At 65.5% G+C, this 19,108-nt stretch carries 24 protein-coding genes; 14 read left to right on the plus strand and 10 right to left on the minus strand.

From position 1 onward, the window contains the following. Positions 1–84: 84 nt before the first annotated feature. The gene (locus tag EP28_RS03075; RefSeq protein WP_049982528.1) at positions 85–1,035 is read left to right on the plus strand and encodes a calcium/sodium antiporter; all 951 of its coding nucleotides are present in this window, start codon (positions 85–87) and stop codon (positions 1,033–1,035) included. A gap of 7 nt (positions 1,036–1,042) precedes the next feature. On the opposite strand, the gene EP28_RS03080 is transcribed toward EP28_RS03075, so the two are convergent. Beyond that, the gene (locus tag EP28_RS03080) at positions 1,043–2,152 is read right to left on the minus strand and encodes an OBG GTPase family GTP-binding protein (RefSeq protein ID WP_049982529.1); all 1,110 of its coding nucleotides are present in this window, start codon (positions 2,150–2,152) and stop codon (positions 1,043–1,045) included. A 151-nt stretch (positions 2,153–2,303) separates the two neighbouring features. Here EP28_RS03080 and EP28_RS03085 point away from each other — a divergent pair, with 151 nt between their 5' ends. Then, the gene (locus tag EP28_RS03085) at positions 2,304–2,504 is read left to right on the plus strand and encodes a VNG_1110C family protein (protein WP_049982530.1); all 201 of its coding nucleotides are present in this window, start codon (positions 2,304–2,306) and stop codon (positions 2,502–2,504) included. Between the two features lie 98 nt (positions 2,505–2,602). Here the strand turns inward: EP28_RS03085 and EP28_RS03090 are convergent, their stop codons facing one another. Further along, on the minus strand, positions 2,603–3,055 hold the full coding sequence (locus EP28_RS03090; protein WP_080506035.1) for a hypothetical protein: 453 nt from the start codon (positions 3,053–3,055) through the stop codon (positions 2,603–2,605). 148 nt (positions 3,056–3,203) lie between these two features. On the opposite strand from EP28_RS03090, the gene coxB reads away from it, so the two are divergent. The 3 genes from coxB (at position 3,204) to EP28_RS14330 (ending at position 6,765) form a co-directional block, all read left to right on the plus strand. Further along, positions 3,204–3,980 carry a cytochrome c oxidase subunit II gene (coxB, locus tag EP28_RS03095; protein ID WP_049982532.1) on the plus strand — a complete coding sequence of 259 codons (777 nt, stop codon included), beginning with the start codon at positions 3,204–3,206 and terminating at the stop codon, positions 3,978–3,980. Then, on the plus strand, positions 3,977–6,475 hold the full coding sequence (locus EP28_RS03100; RefSeq protein ID WP_049982533.1) for a cbb3-type cytochrome c oxidase subunit I: 2,499 nt from the start codon (positions 3,977–3,979) through the stop codon (positions 6,473–6,475). Before coxB ends, EP28_RS03100 begins: the two co-directional genes overlap by 4 nt. A 149-nt stretch (positions 6,476–6,624) precedes the next feature. Continuing rightward, positions 6,625–6,765: a hypothetical protein gene (locus EP28_RS14330; protein WP_196219593.1), complete on the plus strand. Its 141-nt coding sequence runs from the start codon at positions 6,625–6,627 to the stop codon at positions 6,763–6,765. Positions 6,766–6,874: 109 nt separating this feature from the next. Here the strand turns inward: EP28_RS14330 and EP28_RS03105 are convergent, their stop codons facing one another. Both EP28_RS03105 and EP28_RS03110 read right to left on the minus strand, forming a co-directional pair. Then, positions 6,875–7,624 (minus strand): GNAT family N-acetyltransferase, encoded by a 750-nt coding sequence (locus EP28_RS03105; protein ID WP_049982534.1) that lies wholly within the window; start codon positions 7,622–7,624, stop codon positions 6,875–6,877. Positions 7,625–7,721: 97 nt separating this feature from the next. Continuing rightward, positions 7,722–7,997: a cytochrome C oxidase subunit IV family protein gene (locus EP28_RS03110; RefSeq protein ID WP_049982535.1), complete on the minus strand. Its 276-nt coding sequence runs from the start codon at positions 7,995–7,997 to the stop codon at positions 7,722–7,724. Between the two features lie 165 nt (positions 7,998–8,162). Here EP28_RS03110 and EP28_RS03115 point away from each other — a divergent pair, with 165 nt between their 5' ends. Continuing rightward, the gene (locus EP28_RS03115; protein WP_049982536.1) at positions 8,163–8,681 is read left to right on the plus strand and encodes a hypothetical protein; all 519 of its coding nucleotides are present in this window, start codon (positions 8,163–8,165) and stop codon (positions 8,679–8,681) included. An 85-nt stretch (positions 8,682–8,766) separates the two neighbouring features. Here the strand turns inward: EP28_RS03115 and EP28_RS03120 are convergent, their stop codons facing one another. Then, a complete protein-coding gene (locus EP28_RS03120) occupies positions 8,767–9,282 on the minus strand; it encodes a halocyanin domain-containing protein (RefSeq protein ID WP_049982537.1) in 516 nt (171 codons plus the stop codon). Positions 9,283–9,397: 115 nt separating this feature from the next. On the opposite strand from EP28_RS03120, the gene EP28_RS03125 reads away from it, so the two are divergent. Further along, positions 9,398–9,997 carry a hypothetical protein gene (locus tag EP28_RS03125; RefSeq protein ID WP_049982538.1) on the plus strand — a complete coding sequence of 200 codons (600 nt, stop codon included), beginning with the start codon at positions 9,398–9,400 and terminating at the stop codon, positions 9,995–9,997. A 69-nt stretch (positions 9,998–10,066) separates the two neighbouring features. Continuing rightward, the gene (locus EP28_RS03130; RefSeq protein WP_049982539.1) at positions 10,067–10,780 is read left to right on the plus strand and encodes a diphthine--ammonia ligase; all 714 of its coding nucleotides are present in this window, start codon (positions 10,067–10,069) and stop codon (positions 10,778–10,780) included. A gap of 71 nt (positions 10,781–10,851) precedes the next feature. Here the strand turns inward: EP28_RS03130 and EP28_RS03135 are convergent, their stop codons facing one another. Further along, positions 10,852–12,105, minus strand: coding sequence for a Glu/Leu/Phe/Val family dehydrogenase (locus EP28_RS03135; RefSeq protein ID WP_049982540.1), 1,254 nt, complete (start codon positions 12,103–12,105; stop codon positions 10,852–10,854). 118 nt (positions 12,106–12,223) lie between these two features. After that, positions 12,224–12,805 (minus strand): class IV adenylate cyclase, encoded by a 582-nt coding sequence (gene cyaB, locus EP28_RS03140; RefSeq protein WP_049982541.1) that lies wholly within the window; start codon positions 12,803–12,805, stop codon positions 12,224–12,226. A gap of 127 nt (positions 12,806–12,932) precedes the next feature. Here cyaB and EP28_RS03145 point away from each other — a divergent pair, with 127 nt between their 5' ends. Then, positions 12,933–13,856: an FKBP-type peptidyl-prolyl cis-trans isomerase gene (locus EP28_RS03145; protein ID WP_049982542.1), complete on the plus strand. Its 924-nt coding sequence runs from the start codon at positions 12,933–12,935 to the stop codon at positions 13,854–13,856. Positions 13,857–13,915: 59 nt separating this feature from the next. After that, positions 13,916–14,176: a DUF8049 family protein gene (locus EP28_RS03150; protein ID WP_049982543.1), complete on the plus strand. Its 261-nt coding sequence runs from the start codon at positions 13,916–13,918 to the stop codon at positions 14,174–14,176. Between the two features lie 41 nt (positions 14,177–14,217). On the opposite strand, the gene EP28_RS03155 is transcribed toward EP28_RS03150, so the two are convergent. The 3 genes from EP28_RS03155 to EP28_RS03165 all read right to left on the minus strand — a co-directional run bounded on the left by EP28_RS03155 (position 14,218) and on the right by EP28_RS03165 (position 16,066). Beyond that, the gene (locus tag EP28_RS03155; RefSeq protein ID WP_049982544.1) at positions 14,218–14,847 is read right to left on the minus strand and encodes an RAD55 family ATPase; all 630 of its coding nucleotides are present in this window, start codon (positions 14,845–14,847) and stop codon (positions 14,218–14,220) included. Between the two features lie 68 nt (positions 14,848–14,915). Beyond that, complete coding sequence (locus EP28_RS03160; protein ID WP_049982545.1) at positions 14,916–15,608, minus strand: MinD/ParA family ATP-binding protein; 693 nt, start codon at positions 15,606–15,608, stop codon at positions 14,916–14,918. A 65-nt stretch (positions 15,609–15,673) separates the two neighbouring features. Further along, the gene (locus EP28_RS03165) at positions 15,674–16,066 is read right to left on the minus strand and encodes a YlbF/YmcA family competence regulator (RefSeq protein WP_049982546.1); all 393 of its coding nucleotides are present in this window, start codon (positions 16,064–16,066) and stop codon (positions 15,674–15,676) included. 132 nt (positions 16,067–16,198) lie between these two features. Here EP28_RS03165 and EP28_RS03170 point away from each other — a divergent pair, with 132 nt between their 5' ends. The 4 genes from EP28_RS03170 to EP28_RS03185 all read left to right on the plus strand — a co-directional run bounded on the left by EP28_RS03170 (position 16,199) and on the right by EP28_RS03185 (position 18,960). Beyond that, positions 16,199–16,399: a DUF7576 family protein gene (locus EP28_RS03170; RefSeq protein WP_049982547.1), complete on the plus strand. Its 201-nt coding sequence runs from the start codon at positions 16,199–16,201 to the stop codon at positions 16,397–16,399. 116 nt (positions 16,400–16,515) lie between these two features. Beyond that, entirely contained in the window at positions 16,516–17,241 is a 726-nt protein-coding gene (locus EP28_RS03175) for a ribosome assembly factor SBDS (protein WP_049982548.1), read from the plus strand. Positions 17,242–17,340: 99 nt separating this feature from the next. Further along, positions 17,341–17,826, plus strand: a complete 486-nt coding sequence (locus tag EP28_RS03180) for a YbaK/EbsC family protein (RefSeq protein WP_049982549.1) — start codon at positions 17,341–17,343, stop codon at positions 17,824–17,826. A gap of 84 nt (positions 17,827–17,910) precedes the next feature. Further along, positions 17,911–18,960 (plus strand): metal ABC transporter substrate-binding protein, encoded by a 1,050-nt coding sequence (locus EP28_RS03185; RefSeq protein ID WP_049982550.1) that lies wholly within the window; start codon positions 17,911–17,913, stop codon positions 18,958–18,960. Positions 18,961–19,108 lie beyond the last annotated feature (148 nt).

The raw sequence follows: 19,108 nt of genomic DNA on the forward strand, positions 1-19,108 counted from the left end.
CCGCGGTGAGATCGGGCCCGCCACGGCGCCACGCCGGAGCCCGGAACCGCGACGCTTTTTGAACGTCGTCGAGAACCGGGAGCCGTGCCTCTCGGCCCGCCACTAACCGAACTCCTGTTGCTCGCCGGCGGTGCCGCGCTCCTGTACCTCGGTGCCGAACTTCTCGTGCAGGGAGCGAGCGACCTCGCGCTCGCGGTCGGGCTGAAGGCGTCGACCGTCGGCGTCACCGTCGTCGCGTTCGCGACCACCACGCCCGAGCTGTTCGTCTCGCTTCTTGGCGCGATCACGGTGTCGACGGACACCGGCTTGGGCGCGATCGTGGGATCGAACGTCGCGAACGTCGGTCTCGTGCTCGGCGTCTCCGCTATGATCCGGCCGCTCGACATCTCAGAGACTGTGCTACGGCGACACGTCCCCTTTATGGTGCTCGCCGCGCTGCTGCTCGTCGGGCTCGGCTGGGACGGACGCATCGGGGCGATCGACGGCATCGTCCTCCTCGCCACACTCGTCGGGTTCACCGTCGTTATCATGCGACGGATCCGCCAGACGCAGTCGACGATCACGGACGCGGAGCGACAGGGGATGCCCGACGCGAAGCTGCGAGATGTCGCCGCGGTCGGGGGCGGGCTCGTCGCGCTGGTCCTCGGCTCTCGCTGGCTCATCGACGGTGGGCAGTCGCTTCTTGCGGCTGCCGGATTCTCCGACCTGTTCATCGGACTCACAGTGCTCGCGCTCGGCACCTCGCTGCCGGAACTGGCCGCGAGCGTCGTCGCCGCCATTCGCGGTGAGGCCGAGTTCAGCGTCGGCAACGTCGTCGGATCCAACATCTACAACATCCTCGCGGTCATCGGCATCGTCGCGCTCGTCACCCCGATCAGCGTGAGTCCCGGCGTCCGCGGGTTCGAGTTCCCCGCGCTCCTCGCGTTCACCGCGCTGGTCGTCGGGTTGATGTACCGTCACGAGAGCGTCTCTCGGATAGACGGAGGTATCCTCACCGGCGGGTATCTCCTCTTCGTCTACCTCCTGTTGCCGTGAGGCAAGGTCACTTCCGCGCGACGATCCTGAGGACGTCCTCGTCTGCGAGCTCGTGCCCTTTCCCGACCTGCTGGTCGTCGTGTTTCGCGCTTGGGCCAGAGACGCGGGCGAACTTGAATCGCTCGTCGAACTCGCCGCCGATCTTCTCACAGGCGTCGCCGACGGTGTCGCCCTCGAAGAGGACGAGCGGCTCCTCGTAGTCGACGCCGCGACCCGGCTTATCCATGTAGATCCGGATGAGCCCGAGCTCCTCCCAGAGCCGCTCTTTGAGCCCGTCGAGCCCGAGCTCCTCCTCGGCAGAGATGAAGATGACGTCGTCGGGGTCGAGGTCGCGCTCGCGAAGCTCGGATTTGACCGTCGGAAGGTACTCCTTATCGATGAGGTCGGCTTTGTTCACCGTGACCATCGACGGGAGGTACTCGCGGTTGTCCATCACGGCGTCGACGAGTTCGTCGATCGTGAGATCGTGGGGGATCGTCACCTTGGCGTTGACGTAGCCGTACTCGCGGAGCACCTGCTTGACGGTGTTCTCGTCGAGGCTCACGTCGTCGCTCATCGTCACCCCGATGCCGTCTTTGTGCGTCTTCCGGATATTGATGTTCGGCGGCTCCGTGTCGAGCCGGATGTTGGTGTTGTACAGCTCCTCACTCAGCCGGTCGTACTGTTCGATCTCGAAGACAGAGAGGACGTACACGACCAGATCCGCGGTCCGGACGACGGAGAGCACTTCCTTGCCACCCCCGCGTCCGCCCGCTGCCCCCTCGATCAGTCCGGGGACGTCGAGGATCTGAATGTTCGCGCCGCGGTACATCAACATTCCCGGATTGACGTCGAGCGTCGTGAACTCGTAGGAACCGACCTCGCTGTCGGCGTTAGTGAGGGCGTTGATGAGCGTCGACTTGCCCACACTCGGGAAGCCGACGAGCGCGACCGTGGCGTCGCCGTGCTTCTCGACGGCGTACCCGTGACCGCCGCCGGCGGAGGACTGGTTCTCCAGTTTCTCCTTTTTTTCCGCGAGCTTCGCCTTCAGCCGCCCGATGTGTGCCTCGGTGGACTTGTTGTAGGGCGTATCGGCGATCTCCTCGCGGAGGTCCTCGATCTCTTCCTCCAGTCCCATTGGCGAACAGTCGGCCGCTCGGCTCGTTAAAGGTGTTCTTTCTGCCCGCCGGGCGGCGGGGGTCTACATTGACCGCGTCCATCGATGACCGTCGTCGTGTAGATTTTTCGACACGATCATATTCGCTCCGGTGGATCGCTCTGCACGCCGAATGCCCGACCCGTCGAGCCTCCGTGACAGCACGCAGATCGTCCTCCCGCGTCACGCACTCGATGGTCGCCGTGACCGACTCCGCGAGCGATTCACCGTGACGGTCGTCGAGTCGGACGAGCGTTCCCGCATCATCGGAAGCCCAGTCGAGATCAAGGCGGCCAGCGACTACCTCGCGCGAAACGGCGTGGCCGTCGCGTGATATCGACCGCAGAAGAGAGCCCCAGTTCGATGTGTCGTTGTCGGATTGCTACGACGGCTTCGACCGCTGTGGAATTCCGATAAAACGGTGGTCCGGCATCAGCCGATGATACCGACGAGAAGCTGCACGACGATGACGACGAGGAACACCAAGCCGGTCGCGAACGACCCGGCCGCGACGCCGTGTGCGTTTCCGAGCCCGCGTCCGCGTGCCGTGAAGTACGCGCCGAGGAAGACGAATCCGGCCAGCAGTAGTCCGACGGCGGCATAGACGAGCGAGAGGAGCGTCCCGGCGAGCGCCTCGGGGACGCCGAAGCTGCCGACGGCGAGCAGAGTGACCGCGCCCACGCCCACGGCTATCGCGAGGAATCCGACCGCCCAGACGACCGGCGTTCCGGCGACCTCTTTCAGCGCCTCCGTGACCGCGGCGTACCGGTCCTGTTCGCCCGCGCCGGGGGCCGTTCGTTGCGCGCCGATCCGTGCCACGGCGAGGAACGTGGCGACGACGAGCAGCCCCATCAGTGCCGTGCTCAAAAGGGTGAGTGAGACCATGGTGAGTTCGTTGTTGTCTCGTCCGTTCGCGCGTACAAATAGCCTTCGACACGTTCGGTTTCAGGCCGGCGAGCGTCCAGCCACCAACTTGCTACACAAGAGCTAAGTGTGCCATCGCCAAGGAGGGTACAAGAGCAGACAGACGAACATGATAGATACAGTGATACTGCAACAGGGAACCGGCTGGCGCGCACAGGCGGAGGTCTTCGACGAGATCTTCTTCGTCTTCCTCGCGCTGGGTACCCTTATCGGTACGATCGTCGTCTCGTACACGCTGTGGAACGTGTACAAATATCGCGACGACGGCGGAGAGCCGAAAGACGACTTCGACGCGCCGGTCGTCGGCGAGCTCCCGACGGGACAGGGCGGTCCAAAAGCGAAGAAACTCTTCCTCTCGTTCGGGCTGAGTGCCATCGTCGTCATCAGCCTCGTCGTGTACGCGTACGGGATCCTCCTCTACGTCGAAGAGGGTCCCGACACGGGTGCGGAAGGCGACATCGAGATTCTCGTCGAAGGATATCAGTTCGGTTGGCAGTACGAGTATCCGAACGGGCACACGGAGACCGGTGAGATGATCGTTCCGGCCGACCAGCGGATAGACATCGAGGTGACGTCGAGAGACGTGTGGCACAACTTCGGCTCCTCAGAGTTGCGGATAAAATCGGACGCTATCCCCGGAGAGACCAACAGCAACTGGTTCTCCGTGAGTTCTGAGGAGGTCGAAGCACAGGGCGGCGAAGCGACATATACGGTCGAGTGTTTCGAACTCTGTGGTTCGGGGCACTCAGCGATGAAGGGACAGATAACCGTGATTCCACAAGATGAATGGGAAGAATGGTACGCCGGGACCGGAGAGGAGACCGCGTCTGACAGCGAGAACGCAGCCAGTATCGACGGCACGGCTGCTGGGGGTGTTCCCGCATGAGTGAGCTACCGCCGACGACCTCGGTGAAACGCTGGCTCGTCACGACGAATCACAAGGACATCGGTATCTTATACACGATCACCGCGCTGTTCTTCCTGCTTTTCGGTGGGGTCCTCGCGCTGCTCATCCGCGTGCAGCTGTGGGACCCGGCGAATCAGATCCTCTCCGGGCTCGCGTACAACGAGGCCGTCACCGCTCACGGGTTGATAATGGTGTTCTGGTTCCTCTCGCCGTTCGGTTTCGGGTTCGCGAACTACTTTGTGCCCCTGCAGATCGGCGCTGACGACCTCGCGTTCCCGCGCCTGAACGCGCTCTCGTACTGGATGTACCTGTTCTCGGGTATCCTCCTCGGAATCAGCTTCTTCCAGGGCGGCACGCTGAACGCGGGGTGGACGATGTACGCACCGCTCAACGTCCCGATGTACACACCAAGCATCGGGTCGACGGGGGCGGTGCTCGCGCTCGCGATGTTCGTCATCGGTGTCACTGCGTCGACGGTGAACTTCCTCACGTCCATCCATCACTCCCGCGCCGAAGGTATGGGTATCATGGACATGCCGATGTTCACATGGTCGATGCTCGCGACGGTGTGGATGATGCTGTTCGCGTTCGCGGCGCTTCTCGCCGTTGGCCTCATCCTAGCCTCTGACCGCGTGCTCGGGAGTGTCTACTTCTCCGCGACGGAGGGGGGCTCGCTCCTGTGGGGCCACCTGTTCTGGTTCTTCGGTCACCCAGAGGTTTACATCGTGTTCTTCCCGGCGCTCGGTGCGATGTTGGAGCTGTTCCAGACGTTCTCCGGGCGTCGGCTCGTCGGCCGGAAGTGGGTCATCATCGCCATCTGCCTGATCTCGGTTCAGTCGTTCCTCGTGTGGATGCACCACATGTTCCTGACGACGATCAACCTCGAGATCAAGACGCTGATGATGGCGACGACTATCGGCATATCGCTCCCGTTCGACCTAGTCGTCTTCTCGCTTATCTACACGCTGATTAAGGGGCGGATACAGTTCACGACGCCGTTCCTCTTCGCGTTCGGTGCGCTGCTTCTGTTCATCCTCGGCGGCATCACCGGCGTCTTCCTCGGCGCTATCGTGCTCGACTACGAGTTCCGCGGCACCTACTGGGTGGTCGCACACTTCCACTACGTGATGTTCGGCGGCGCGACGGCGCTGTTCGGCGCGGCGTACTATTGGTTCCCGAAGATGACCGGGAAGATGTACGACGAGCTGCTCGGGAAGATCCACTTTGTGATCTTCTTCATCGGGTTTAACGCGGTGTACTTCTCGATGTTCCTCGGGTGGGAGACCCCGCGGCGCGTCTTCGAGTACAACCCCGCATTCCAGATCTACCACCAGATCGGGACGATCGGGGCGTTCATGCTCGGGTTCTCCTTCTTTATCATGTTCTACAACTTCGCGAAATCGTACGTCTCCGGACCCGACGCCGGCGCGAACCCGTGGGACTACTCGCGGACTGCGGAGTGGGCCGTGCCGTCGCCGCCGCCGCTCGAAAACTGGTCGAACCGGCCTTCGTACGCGTCCGGGAAGCTGGAGTTCGTCAAAGACTACGTGCCGGACGGTGGTCCCGCGGTGAAGACCGACGACAACGGCGACGTTGCCACGGACGGCGGCGACAGCCACTCGGCGCACATCACGGAGTACCCGTACTGGGACAAACACCCGAGCCACGCGAGCATCTGGCCGCTCGCGCTCTCGCTCGCGCTCGGCGTGCTGTTCCTCGGACTCTCCGGGTTCCACGACAACGTCGTCTTCGAACTCGGCGAGTCGCTCGCGTCGACGACCGTGACGATATCGAACCCGGTCTACCCGATCTTCACCGTCGTGGGACTGCTGGGCCTCGTCGGAAGCGGCGTGAAGTGGGGGCTCGAAGACTTCTACGCGCCGCCGACCGAGTTCGCGGAACGCTGGCCGTTCAACGGCGTCGAGAAGGTCAAGCTGGGCATGTGGTTCTTCCTCGCCTCTGACGTGATCGTCTTCGGCGCGTTCCTGTCCGCGGCCATCTTCGTCCGTTACAACGCCGGCTGGCGCACGTGGTCGCCGCTGACCGAGTCGCTGCCGGGGCTCATCAACACGTTCGTGCTCATCACGTCGTCGTTCACCGTCATCCTCGCGCTCGTGGCCGCCCACCGGAAGAGCCGGCAGGGGCTGCTCGCGTCGCTCGGGGCGACCATCGTACTCGGGTTCACGTTCCTCGCGATCAAGCTGTGGGAGTGGCACCACGAGATATTCGAGGTGGGCGTCACTATCGCACAGAACTCCCACGGTGACCCGATCCAAGCGTCGATCTACTACGTGACGACCGGGCTCCACGGGATCCACGTCGTCGGTGGTCTCCTGATCGCAATCTTCCTATTCGTCAGGGCGTATCAGGGACACTACATGGAAGACGAACGCCCGATCGAGTACTTCGGGCTCTACTGGCACTTCGTCGACATCGTCTGGGTGTTCATCTTCCCGCTGTTCTACCTCTTCTGAGGGGATCGTCCCCCTTGTCGCATCGTATTGGATGCCGGACTGTGACTCGGTGCGTTCCGTCGTCGACTGCGGTTCACTGAGGTGATTCACAACCCAGTGACGGCTGTCGTGCTCGGTGCGTTTATGTGGCGCAAACGCCGAGAAGGTGTATGTTCGGAGTGCCGACAGGCGAGTTTCTGTGGGGCGTCGCGTTCGCGGTACTCGGGGTCGGATCGTGGGGGCTCGGGTTGGCGATCGCGTATCTACTGTATCGTCGGTGGCGCGGAGACGGTCCACGTAGCGACGACTGAGGGCGAGATAACAGACGGAGCTTGCGGTGTGCGATAGAAGACGAGTCGGCACCACACCGGTTGGCGGGCCTGACGTCCAACAGATCGTATCGAGCGGCGGCGTGGCGAGTCAGTACGCGGCGTCCCACCGAGACGGCTTGCGGCGGTTCCCGCAGCCCGCACACTCCATACGGTCCATGGTGTCGATGGCGATATTGGTTCCCTCGCAGTTGCCACAGAAGTAGCCGTACCGCTGGTCTCTATCGGGGTCGGCGTACGCGACGTAAAACGGCGCGAGCGACCCGCGCTCGCTCTCGTCGAAAGCGACGTAGATGCGCTCCCCGTCGTCGGTCTCGACGACACCCTCGGAGATGCCAGTCAGGCGACTGAGCTGTTTTCGGTACCCCCGCTCCTCGAACGTCTCTTTGCCGATCTCGACCGCGCGCTCGTCCACCAGTTCGTATCCTTCAGACTCGTAGAACACGGTGCCGGCCTCGTTGGTCGCGAGGACGCGTGCCTCGATCCGGTCGACGTCGGCGTCTTTGAGCTCCGATTCCACGAGCGCCAACAGCGCGGAGCCGATCCCCGACCCGCGGTGGTCCGGGTGAACGTGAAGCCAGTCGATCTCGCCGACGCGTTCACGGCGGCCGATAACGTAGCTTTCGGCGAACCCGACGACCTCGTCGTCGACGATGGCGACGGGGCACACCGTCTCGTCGTCGTCGATGTCGTCGTCGAGGTCGGCCGGGTCGTACCACTCGTCCACCGCCTCTTCGAGGAGGGGCCGGTCGACCGCGTGCTCGTAGGAGGCAAAAAGCGACTCGCGGGCAACTCGTCGGATGGCATCGATGTCGTCGGTGGTGGCGGCTCGTAGTTCCATACCGCGATGTTCGACCGCGACTACAAAAAACACGCCCGAACGTGTCAAATCTCTCGGTCGAACCGTCGTCGAGTTCGACGGCGTGGCCCCGCGCCGACTACGAAATAGAGTACGTCGCGGCGGCCATGAGAAGCATGGTGAGCGCGAGCGCGAGCGCCATCACGTAGGTCAAAGAGCGGTTCTCCCAGCGGAGGTGCTGGAAGTACGCCACGATGAGGAGCGTCTTGACGGTCGCGATAACGAGCGTCCCGCCGACCGCTTGCGCGTACGTGAACGCGAGGAAGTCGGCCTCGAAGAGAATGAAGTTGAGCGTGGCCGCGACCAAGAGCGCGACGTATATCGCCGAGTACAGTTTGAGCGAATCGGACGACATTGCTTGCTCTCTCCTTCGTTCGTGTGCTTAAAGAATTAACCATCCGAGATCCGACTCGCCGGCCTCAACCGTCACCGACCTATCGGCTGTCTGCCGGACCCCGAAACGCATATTGGTTCGACGCCCCGACCACCTGTCGGTCGCAGACGCCGACCGGACCACACCGTGGACGCGCTCGAACCGACGGACGACCTGCTCGAATCGCTGTACGTCGTCAACAAGGCCGCAAAACAGCTCGCGGACGAGGCGACGGCCGCCTACGAACGCGGCGATGTCACCGAGAGCAACGTCCGTTCTGCCCGCAAGGACGCCCTGTATCGAACGAAGACGGCCGTGATCGCCCGCGTGGTCGCACACGACCCCGCACACGTCACTGGAGAGTACCACTCCATTCACGGCGACGTCTGGCTCTTCTTGCGGATCGGCGACTGGCGGTTTCACCAGCCGCCACACGCCATCGGGAGCGAACTCACAGACGAGATCGAGACGGCGAACGACCGGTCGGACCCGATCGACGCTCCGTACGTCCGCGACTCGTCGATCGCTCGGTCCGACCGGACGCTCGAGGATGCGCTCTCACGGTTGTCAGAGGCTGGAATCAACGCTAACCACCACCTCGCCCGTCCGACCGTCACGAGCGAGCACGACAGAATAGTCGACGTCCGGTGGTCACACCTCCCGTAACGCCGACTCTCGCTCGATCGGTGTCCGCAGTCGGAGTTCCGCTCCGATGCGTTCGGTCCGATGCGTTCTCGTCCGCTAGCTTTGATCAGCCTTCGACGACGTCGATTCCGCCGAGCATCCCGCTCGCCTGATGCGGTAGACAGTAGTACAACTGCACGCCGGCGCTGTCGAACGTCTGCTCGAAGGTCGTTCCCTCTTCGGACACCGCGCTGCCGCTGTTGAACTCGGTAGCGGAGTCTTCCGCGGACTGGACGTTGTGTGCGCCGCCCTGTCCGGTCCACTCCCAGACGACGGTCGTCCCCGCGTCGATGCGGATCGCTGGGGGATCGAATGCGAACCCGACGTCGCCCGCCCCGACGCGGACGGTCACTTCGTCTTCGCCGGTGTAATCGAGGATGGCCCCGTCGTAGAGCCGTGCGTCGGAGAGATACTCGTCGAGCGCGCTCGGAACGTCGTCGAGCGCCTCGGCCTCCGAACTCTCGCCGTCGCCACTTCCGCCGCTTTCACCGTCACCGCCGCCGGAGCAGCCGGCGAGCGCACCGAGCGTCAACACAGCTCCGCTTCCGGCGACGTACCGTCGTCTAGATACTCTCTCTGGCATCACTGATGCGTAGGGGCCGAGAGCATACAAACCCCGTGACCGCTATCTGAACACGGGACAGTGCGTTCGGCTTTATAACGGGGCGTTTATTCGGCGGCGGCACACTCGTCCGTCCATGCGGGAAGACGAACTGGCGACGCAGGTCGTCGATCACTACGCGGCCGTCCACGACGATCCCACGATCCGGGTGGAAGAGCCGTACGACGCGGACGGTCGTCGTGGGGTCGTCGACGTGTACGTTCGTCTCCACACGCCGGAGCGAGTCGACCACGTCGTCGAACTCAAAAGCGACGCGGCGGTGAGGCGCGCGACGGGCGCGAACGAAGTGCTCAGACAATACCGACGGATGGAGCGGTACTTCCACGCGGACGAAGCGCACGCGATCCGCCCGAAGCTTCGGCGAACCGGACCGGGCGCGCACTTTCTGTTGTGTTTCGCACCCACGCCGACCTGCGTGTATCACGTCGCCACGCACCGAACGCTGTACGCGTCGGTCGAGACCGCAGGCCGCGTCGACGACGTCCCTGCGGTTCGGACCGTCGCATTCCTCACGGGACTCGACGGGGACCCGACCGATCTCGGGTTCGTCTCGATAAACGCCGACGTCTCGTTCGGGTCCGACGCGTTCTTCGAGGCGGTCCCTTCGGGGTCGCGGCTCGCGGACAGTCTGGACCGAGTCGACGACGAGGTGATCGGTCGCGGCGGCGCGGACTGACCGACGATCGTCCTCGCGTAGGCGGGGGTCGACCGCCGTCGCTTTATGCTTCTCTCTCCGTGTTCCGCCATGAGCGACTGGGTGAGCCTCTTTTCGGGCGGCAAAGACTCTTCGTGGGCGCTGTACTGCGCGCTCCAGCAAGAACTCGACGTCTCTCGACTCCTGACTATCCATCCCGCGGGCGATTCGTACATGTATCACACGCCGGCGACCGAACTCGCGGGACTCGCCGCCGAAGCCATCGGCATCGACCTCGTCGAGATCGCTCCGGACGACTTCGGTGCGGACGACGTGGTGGACGCGAGCGCACAGGGTGACGCGGAACTGGAACCGATGGAGGCGGCGCTCAGAGAGCTTGCAGCGGACGGCGACCTCGACCTCGTCGGCGTCACCGCGGGCGCGGTCGAAAGCGAGTTCCAGACGAGCCGGATTCAAGCGATGTGCGACCGGCTCGACATCGACCTGTTTGCGCCGCTGTGGCGAGAAGATCCCGTCGAACTCGCCGAAGCCATGTTCGACGCGGGGTTCGAGATCCGGATCGTGCAGGTCGCGGCGTACGGGCTCGACGAGTCGTGGCTCGGACGACAGTACGACGCCGACGCGCTCGACGAACTGCTCGACCTCCGCGCAGAGTACGGCGTCCATCCGCTCGGAGAGGGCGGCGAGTTCGAGACGTACGTCGTCGACGGACCGCATATGGACCGACGAATAGCGATGGACACCGACGCAGTCTGGGAGGGCGACCGAGGACACCTGTCGGTTCGGAACGCCCGGCTGGTCTGATCCGTGTGAGACGGCCGCTCCCGCGTGCGAGCGCCTCCGCCTTTAGGGCCGACTGTCCGCCTAGTCGTGCTTCAGGGCCAACTCCCCGCCTGGTCGTACGCGCTCACGATCCGTTCGATGGCGACGGTGTAGGCCGCGGTCCGGAGGTTCGCGACGTCGTTCGACTCGTAGGCGTCGACGAGGTCGTCGAACGCCTCGACTATCACTCGTTCGAGCTCCTCGTTGACGCGCTCTTCCGTCCAACTGAACCGCTGGCGGTTCTGTACCCACTCGAAGTACGAGACGGTGACGCCGCCGGCGTTCGCGAGGATATCCGGGATAACGTGGACTCCGCTGTCGGCGAGCACGTCGTCCGCGTCGGGCGTGAGCGGGCCGTTGGCCGCCTCGACGATCAGGTCGGCGTCGACCTCGCGAGCGAGGTCCGCATCGATCGCGTTCTCCAGCGCCGCCGGGACCAGCACGTCGACGTCGAGCGTGAGCAGCTCGTCGTTGGTGATCGCTTCGGTGTCGCCGTATCCGCTGACGGAGCCGGTGTCGGCCTTGTGCGCTTTCACGTCACGGGGATCGAACCCGTCCGGGTCGTAGATCCCGCCGGAGGAGTCCGAGACGGCAACGATCTGAGCGCCGAGATCGGCGAGCAGCGCCGCACCGATCGACCCCGCGTTCCCGTATCCCTGCACGGCGACCGTCGCACCGTTGAGGTCGCGGTCGAGCCAGTCGAACGCCTCGCGGGCAGACAGCGCGACCGATCGCCCGGTCGCCTCGACGCGCCCCTCGCTACCGCCGGAATCGAGCGCCTTCCCGGTGATGACTCCGGGCGCGGTGGTGTTTTCCAGCGTCTCGTAGGTGTCTTTGATCCAGTTCATCTCCCGCTGGCCGGTGTTGACGTCCGGCGCGGGGATATCCCGGTCCTCACCGATGAGCGGACGCAGTTCGGTCGCGAACGCACGCGTCAGCCGCTCCAGTTCGCTCTCTGAGTAGTCTGCCGGGTCGATCGCGATGCCGCCTTTCCCGCCGCCGTACGGGACGCCGACGATTGCGCACTTGTACGCCATCCACCCGGACAGCGCCTTCACCTCGTCGCGAGTGACGTTCGGGTGATACCGGATTCCGCCCTTGTACGGTCCGCGGTCGCCGTTGAACTGCGAACGGTACGCGCGGACCGTCTCGAGTGACCCGTCGTCGAGTTCGAACGTCAGGTTCGTCTCCAACACCCGCTCGGGGTTTTTCAAGCGCTCGATGACGCCCGCCGACGCGTCGACCGATCCAGCGGCGTCGTCTACCTGCTCTTGCAAGCTCTCGAACGGATTTGCCTGGTCAGACATACGTGCACGTCTCCCGGCGGTGGTTTTAGTTGTGACGAACGGTCCGGAAATTGTGGCCGTCGCATGGAAAGTGAAGTGAACAAACGTCAAGATGCAAACGCGGCGTCCCTCCGCCGCGTCACTCCTCTGCCAGAAGCAGCCCGAGGTACGACGTCCTGATCTGGTCGGTGCCGTCGAGCCCTAGCTCGGAGAGCACGTCGACCGCCGCGTCGCGGGCCGACTCGACGGCCGACTCGTCTTCGACCTCGCGTTCGACCTCGACGAACTCACCGAGTCCGTCGACGTCGTCGAGCGCGACCGTGTATCCGTCGTACCGCCAGAACTCGCGGCGCTTCTCGACTGTCGCCGCCGGTTCGAAGCCGAGCCCCGAGAAGACCCCCGAAGCCGCCTCGCCGTCGTCGACGCCGGTCTCGTGTTCGATCCGCGTCTTCGATTCCTCGTCGACGAGCGGACCTTTGTAGGTCAGCGTCGTCGTCTCGAAACCGTCCGCATCACGGGCTGATCGGGAGTCCGAGACCGACGCGATCGGCGTCTCGCGCCGCAGCCGGAGCGCTTCGTCGGTCTCGGCGAAATCACGGTGGGGGGCGTCGTAGTACACGTCTCGCTGGCGGCGAGCGCCGACGCGCTCGGCGTCGGTCCGACGGAGTCGTTCCCGGACGGCCTCGACGTCTGTCGGAACCTTGATCTCGACCTCGTACATGCCCGTGGCTCCGGCGGCGGCGGTGTTAAGCGCCGCGGGAGCGGACTCGGCGGAGAGACGGAGACAGACGCCGCCGTCGCCGGGGCGAACCGTGCGCCTTAAGGGTGTAACAGGTGACCTTGCGGGTATGAGCGATCAGGAACAAGCGGACGCGGCCGAGGACGGAGACGAGGCCGAGACCGAGAGCGCCGGACTGAACGACGGCGACTTCGTGCGGGTGGCGTACACGATCCGAACCGCGGACGACGACCGCGTCATCGACACCACTGACGAAGCGATCGCCGAGGACGCGGAGATCGACACGGACGAACACGAGTTCGAACCGCGCGTCATCGCGCTCGGTGCGGGCCATGTGTTCCCGTCCGTCGAAGAGACGTTCATCGGCTCGGAGGTCGGCGACCAAGGGACCGTCGACGTCCCGGCCGAAGACGCCTTCGGCGCGTACGACCCCGACGAGGTCGAGACTGTCAAGGCCGACAAGATCCCCGAGGACAGCCGCTACCCCGGCGCACAGGTCCAGATCGACAACCGACAGGGCTACCTCGAAACGATCATCGGCGGCCGCGCCCGCGTCGACTTCAACCACCCGCTCGCCGGCGAAGACCTGGAGTACGAGTACGAGATCCTCGAAGCGATCGAGGACCGCGAACAGCAGGCCGCCGGCATGCTCGGCATGTACCTTCAGGACGCGCCGGAAGTTCGCATCGAGACGGTCACAGAAGAGGAGGAGACCGTCACCGAAGACGACGACGGCGAGGAGGTCGTCGAGACGGAGGAGGTCGAAAAAGACGTCCTCTACGTGACGGCGACGCAGGCGATGCAGATGAACCAGCAGTGGATGTTCCAGAAACAGCAGATCGCACAGGATCTGATGGGCCGACTCGACCTCGACCGCGTCGTCGTCGAGGAGGTCATCGAGGGCGGCGGCATGGGCGGACTCGGCGGCATGATGGGCGGCATGGGCGGAGCCGGTGCGGGCGATATCGAAGAGGCGCTCGAAGACGTCGACGTCGACGCCGACGAGATCGTCGACGAGATCGACGACGCGTAGACGTACCCTCCCGGACACGAACCGACTCCGTTTGACCACCGGCGGCCTCACTGCGAGACATGGAACTCGAACGCGCCCGCGAAGACGTCCTCGTTGCGGCGAGCGCCGGAGCGACGACCGTCGCGCTCGCGCTGCTTTCGGGCGTCGCCGGCGTCGTCGACGTCGGGACGCTCCCGACGCTCGCACCGCTCGCCGTCTACGCGGCGTATCTCTTCTCGCGAAAGGGCGGCCCGTACGGCTCGCTCGACCGCCCGCGAAACTGGGCGCTGGCGACGATCGCAGCCGGCGTTCTCGTTCTCGTCGTCGCCGCGGTCGCGTGAGAGCGGCGTCGAAGCGGAGACGAGTTCGTTCCGCGCCGCCTTCAGGCGATGTCTCGGCTCGTGTCCACCGTGACCGTGTCAGTGAGCTTCAGCTTCAGCGGCTCTTCGAGCGCCGCGCCGCCGCGGAACTTCGGGACGATGAGCCGGTTCGCGATCTCCGTTCCCGTCACCGTGGTCCGGAGGTCGAAGACGACGTCGGCCACCTGCGTCGTTACGGCTCGGTTCGGACCGTCAGTCTCCCCCTTCAGCGCGTGTAGCACGGCAATCCCGTCCGCGTCGGCGACGCGTCGGCGAACGCCGGTGAGAAACGTCCGATAGCTGTCTCGATCGCCGGCCTCGAACGGGCCGACGGAGTCGACGACGAGCGTGCCTCGCTCCGGGAGGTCGTCCGCAACGGAGAGTGCGTCGTCGATCGGATCCGCTTCGACGCCGCGGACGACGACGCCGTCGTCGTTCGCGGTCGCCCCGCTGTCGCGCTTCAGCCCGTCTTCGACGGACTCAGGTGAGCGGACGGTCGTGAGGTACCGACACTCCCGGACGCGCGCGAGGCGGTCGACGATCAGCTCCGACTGGCTCGCCGGGCTCGCCGTCACGGCCACAACACTACCGCTCGGAAGCCCCCCGCCGAACTCCCTGTCCAGCACCGAGATCCCGGTCGGAAGCGTCTCCATACGATCGCTGCCCGCTCCGAGGGTTTGGCTCTGTCGGTGACCCGTAGTCTCAGGCCCCGAGCCGGTACTCACGCGACGTGCCAGTCCGAAGCGAAGTCACGCCGAACGAGCCGCCGCGCGAGATCGTCGTACGCCGACCGCACCGCAGGATCCGAGAGCGGCTCCGCGTCCCCCTCGGGAACGCGTCCGAAGAGGGGACAGCCGAACAGGTCGCCGACGCCATCGGGAACCGACTCGGTTCGCACCGCGACGACACCGATCGGCGGGCAGTCGAGCCGCCGCGCGATCGCCGCCGTCTTGACCGCGTCGCGAAGGGCGGGTCGACGTAGCGGCGTCACAAGCAGGCACCGGTCGGCCGCGCGGAGCGGCGCGGCGACGTCGGGCGACGCGCCGGCCGGACAGTCGAGGAGCGTCGGGCGTTCCGAGGATGTCGCACCGGCGAGCGACGCGAACGCCGCGGCGGCGTCGACATCGTCGGACGCCGTGGGTGGCGCGAGCACGAGCGGTCGCGAGCGCCGCGGGCGGACCGTGTCTCCCTCGCGAACCGCCTCGGTGATGGTCGGGGGTGCGCCCGTCGACGCGGTGAGCGACGGCGTCGGAGCGGCCACTCCCGCCTCTGTCGCGAGCCCGTTTAGGTTCGGGAGATCCCAGTCGGCGTCGGCGGCGATGACGGACGCGCCGCGGCGGGACAGCGCGCTCGCGAGTCCGACGGTCGTGGTGGTCTTTCCGCTTCCGCCCTTTCCGCCGGCCACGGCTATCACTGGCGGACGTGCGTCGGCATCCGATATAAGGAGGTGCGCGGGCGGTCGACCCCGGCCGGCGGCGATCAGTCCTGACAGCAGCCGCCCGCCTCGCCGCCGAAGTCGACGGCCAGCGGGTCGGAGATGGCCTCGTTGACCGCTTCGAGCGTGTCGGTCAGTTCCTCCTGTGCGTCGAGGAACTCGCTCATGACGGGCATCGAGTGGAGTTCGTTCTGGGCCTCCTGAACGCGCTGGAGGTCGCTGTTCGACGCCTGTCCGGTCTGTCGGGCGTGCATGAACTCGGACCGGATCTGTTCGAACTCGTCGATCTTCGCTTGGACCGCCTCGTCGCGTTGTACCGCCGCTCGGGCGTCTTCGAAACGCTCGTACTCGGGCGTCTGTGCGATCCGTTCGCCCAGTTCGCGACCGAGCTGCTCGACCGAGTCCTGCTCGTCGACAGCCGCCTGTTCGACGCTCATGTACGCTAGTTGGCGCGGAGCTAGTTCAACCTGCCGGCGTCGGGAGCCGCCGAGCGACGCCTGCGGCCGGACACCCCGGCTAGAACTGCCGCCCTTCGCGGGTTCAAGTGCCCGGAGGTGTTGTGACCGCCAATGGTAGATCCGACTTCCGACCTCGGAGACGACGTCGACGAGGAGTCCGCGCCGCGGTGCGTCTCGTGTGGGGGGCCGGCGCTTGGCGTCGGCCGGCGGACCGTGACGTGGGTCGACGGCGGCGACGTGGCGCACAGACACTTCTGTTCGCGATCGTGTCGCGACGACTGGACGGACGAGAGACCGTCTGCGGTGAGCTGACTGGCTCGATCCGCCTACCGGGTCGGCGTCACCCGGCGATGCGAGCCCGATCGCCGTCAACTGCGGTATCAGAGCGCCGCGGGAGGATTTTTCACGACGGGGGTGGTAGTGCCGGTATGATATCGCTCGACGAGGCCGTAACGGCCCGGCTGGAGTCACACGGTGAACGGTTCGAAGTGCTGATCGACCCGGACGCCGCGCTGGCGATGAAACGCGGCGAGTTCGACGGCGACCTCGAGGACGTCATCGCGGCCGAGGACGTCTTCGAGAACGCCTCACGCGGTGACCGGCCGGCCGAAGCGGACTTAGAGACCGTCTTCGGGACGACCGATCCCCTCGAAATCATTCCCGAGGTCGTCGAGCGCGGGGAGATACAGATCACGGCGGAACAGCGCGAGGAGATGGTCGAGCGGAAACACAACCAGCTCGTCACCACCATCACGCGCAACGCCGTCAACCCGCAGATGGACGACTCTCCGCATCCGCCGGACCGAATCGAGCGGGCATTAGAGGAGGCAGGATTCCAAGTCGACCCCATGGAGCCGGTAGAAAATCAGGTCGACGACGCGCTCGACGCGTTGCGTCCGGTGATTCCGATCCGATTCGAGGAGGTGACGATGGCGGTCCAGCTTCCGGCTGACTACGCGGGCTCCGGACAGGCACAGATCCGCGAGTTCGGCGACCTCGAACGCGAAGAGTGGCAGAACGACGGCTCGTGGGTCGGCGTTCTCACGTTCCCGGCGGGGCTGCAAAACGACCTGTACGACCTCGTCAACGAGGTCACCTCCGGCGAGGGGGACGCGCGGGTCATCAAGGACAAAGACGAGATTCGGACGCGCTGAGGGCTGCGCCGCGGCGCTGGTCTGACGACCGACGTGTGACTGCTCCGTACACGTACCGTATCCGGGGAGTTGATACCGACGCCCGTTCCGTCGTGTGGTATGCACGAACGCGCGGCGGAGTTTTCGGAGGGCGTACACGAGCGGTACGGTATCGACATCGACGTGCTGGAGTTCGACGCGGGAACGAAGACCGCGGCCGCGGCGGCCGACGCCGTGGGGTGTGACACGGCGGCGATCGCCTCTACCATCGTCGTGTCGCTGGCAGAGGAGGGTGCTGATGGCGGATTGAGTGCCGCCATCACGAGCGGCGCGAATCGCATCGATCTCGACGCGGTCGCCGACCACTTCGACGCGTCGGCGGCGGCGATGGCGGCCCCCGATCGAATTCGAGACGTCGTCGGCTGGAGTATCGGCGGTGTCCCGCCGCTCTGTCACGACACGGCGGTTCCGACGGTCTTCGACCCGACGCTCACTGAGTACGACACCGTCTACGCCGCCGCGGGGACACCGAGCGCGCTGTTCGCGATCGACCCGAGACGGCTCGCCGACCTCGCCGACGCGACCGTCGTCGACCTCACGGAGTGACCCGCGCGGAACGAGGTGCCCGAATTGTTAATAGGGACTTGTGAAATAACAACTCTTTTCTGTTAACCTGTCCTGCGATCCGGTATGGACCAGTCACGACGGTCGGTGCTGAAACGCGGGGCGGGGTTGGTAGGTGCCGGTGTGACCGCATCGCTCGCCGGCTGTTCGGGCACTGGCGGAGGCGGACCCGACGGCGGGGCAAACGAGGGAGACGAGTCCGGATCGTTCGGGGGCGGCTACACCGCCTTCTTCACGCTCACCGACTGGACGAACCGGGTCGCCGGCGACCGTGCGAGCTTCGACGATCCGGTCGAGGTCGGCCGGCTCGGACACGGGTGGGAGCCCAGCGGGACGCTCGCCGCCGACGTCGCCGCCACCGACGCGTTCGTCTACCTCGACCACCCCGAGTTCGCGTGGGCACAGGACCTCGCGTCGACGCTGGAGGCCGACTACGACTCCGTGGCGGTGATAGACGGACTCTCCGGGCTGGAGGGCGACTTGCTCGCGTGGGACCACGATCACGGAGACGGGAGCGAAACCGCGGAAACGGAGGACGGCCACGACGAGGGCGGTCAGGGCGGCGACGACGGCGACCGACAGACCGACCCGCACGTCTGGGTCGATCCGGTCCGCTCGGCGGAGATCGTCGAGACGATCGCCGCCGGACTCGGCGACGCCGATCCCGACAACGCCGAGGTCTACGCCGACAACGCCGAGGCCTACACCGCGGAACTCGACGAGGTCGACGCGGCCTTCGAGTCGCTCGCCGAGAGGGCCACGCGCGACGTGGCGGTTATCGCCGGACACAACTCGTTTCAGTATCTGGAGGACCGGTACGGGTTCCGACTCCACTCGCCGGTGGGCGTCTCGCCGCAGAACGAGCCGACCCAGACCGAGATCGCGGACACCATCGAGATCGTCGACCGGGAGGGGATCGACACGATCCTCTACGACCGGTTCGGCTCGACCACGCTCGCGGAGGCGATACTCGAGAACAGCGGCGCAACGGAGATGGCGGCAGTCTCTCCGGCCGGCGGCACGACCCGGGAGTGGAACGAGGCCGGCTACGGCTATCTCGAACAGATGACGGAGATCAACCTCCCCGCCTTTCGGCGGGCGTTCGGCGCGCAGTGACTCGGCGTCGAGACCGGTCCGCGCCGCTCGTCGCGTCTCGCTCCGTCACACGTCACGCTCCGGTCGCGTGCTATCGCGCGGCGACCAAGCCGCCACGGGCGACCGAACGCGGAGTAAAAGAGCTAAACGTCCGGCCGACGCAGGGACG

It is taken from the genome of Halorubrum sp. BV1 (assembly GCF_000746205.1).
Lineage (GTDB): Archaea > Halobacteriota > Halobacteria > Halobacteriales > Haloferacaceae > Halorubrum.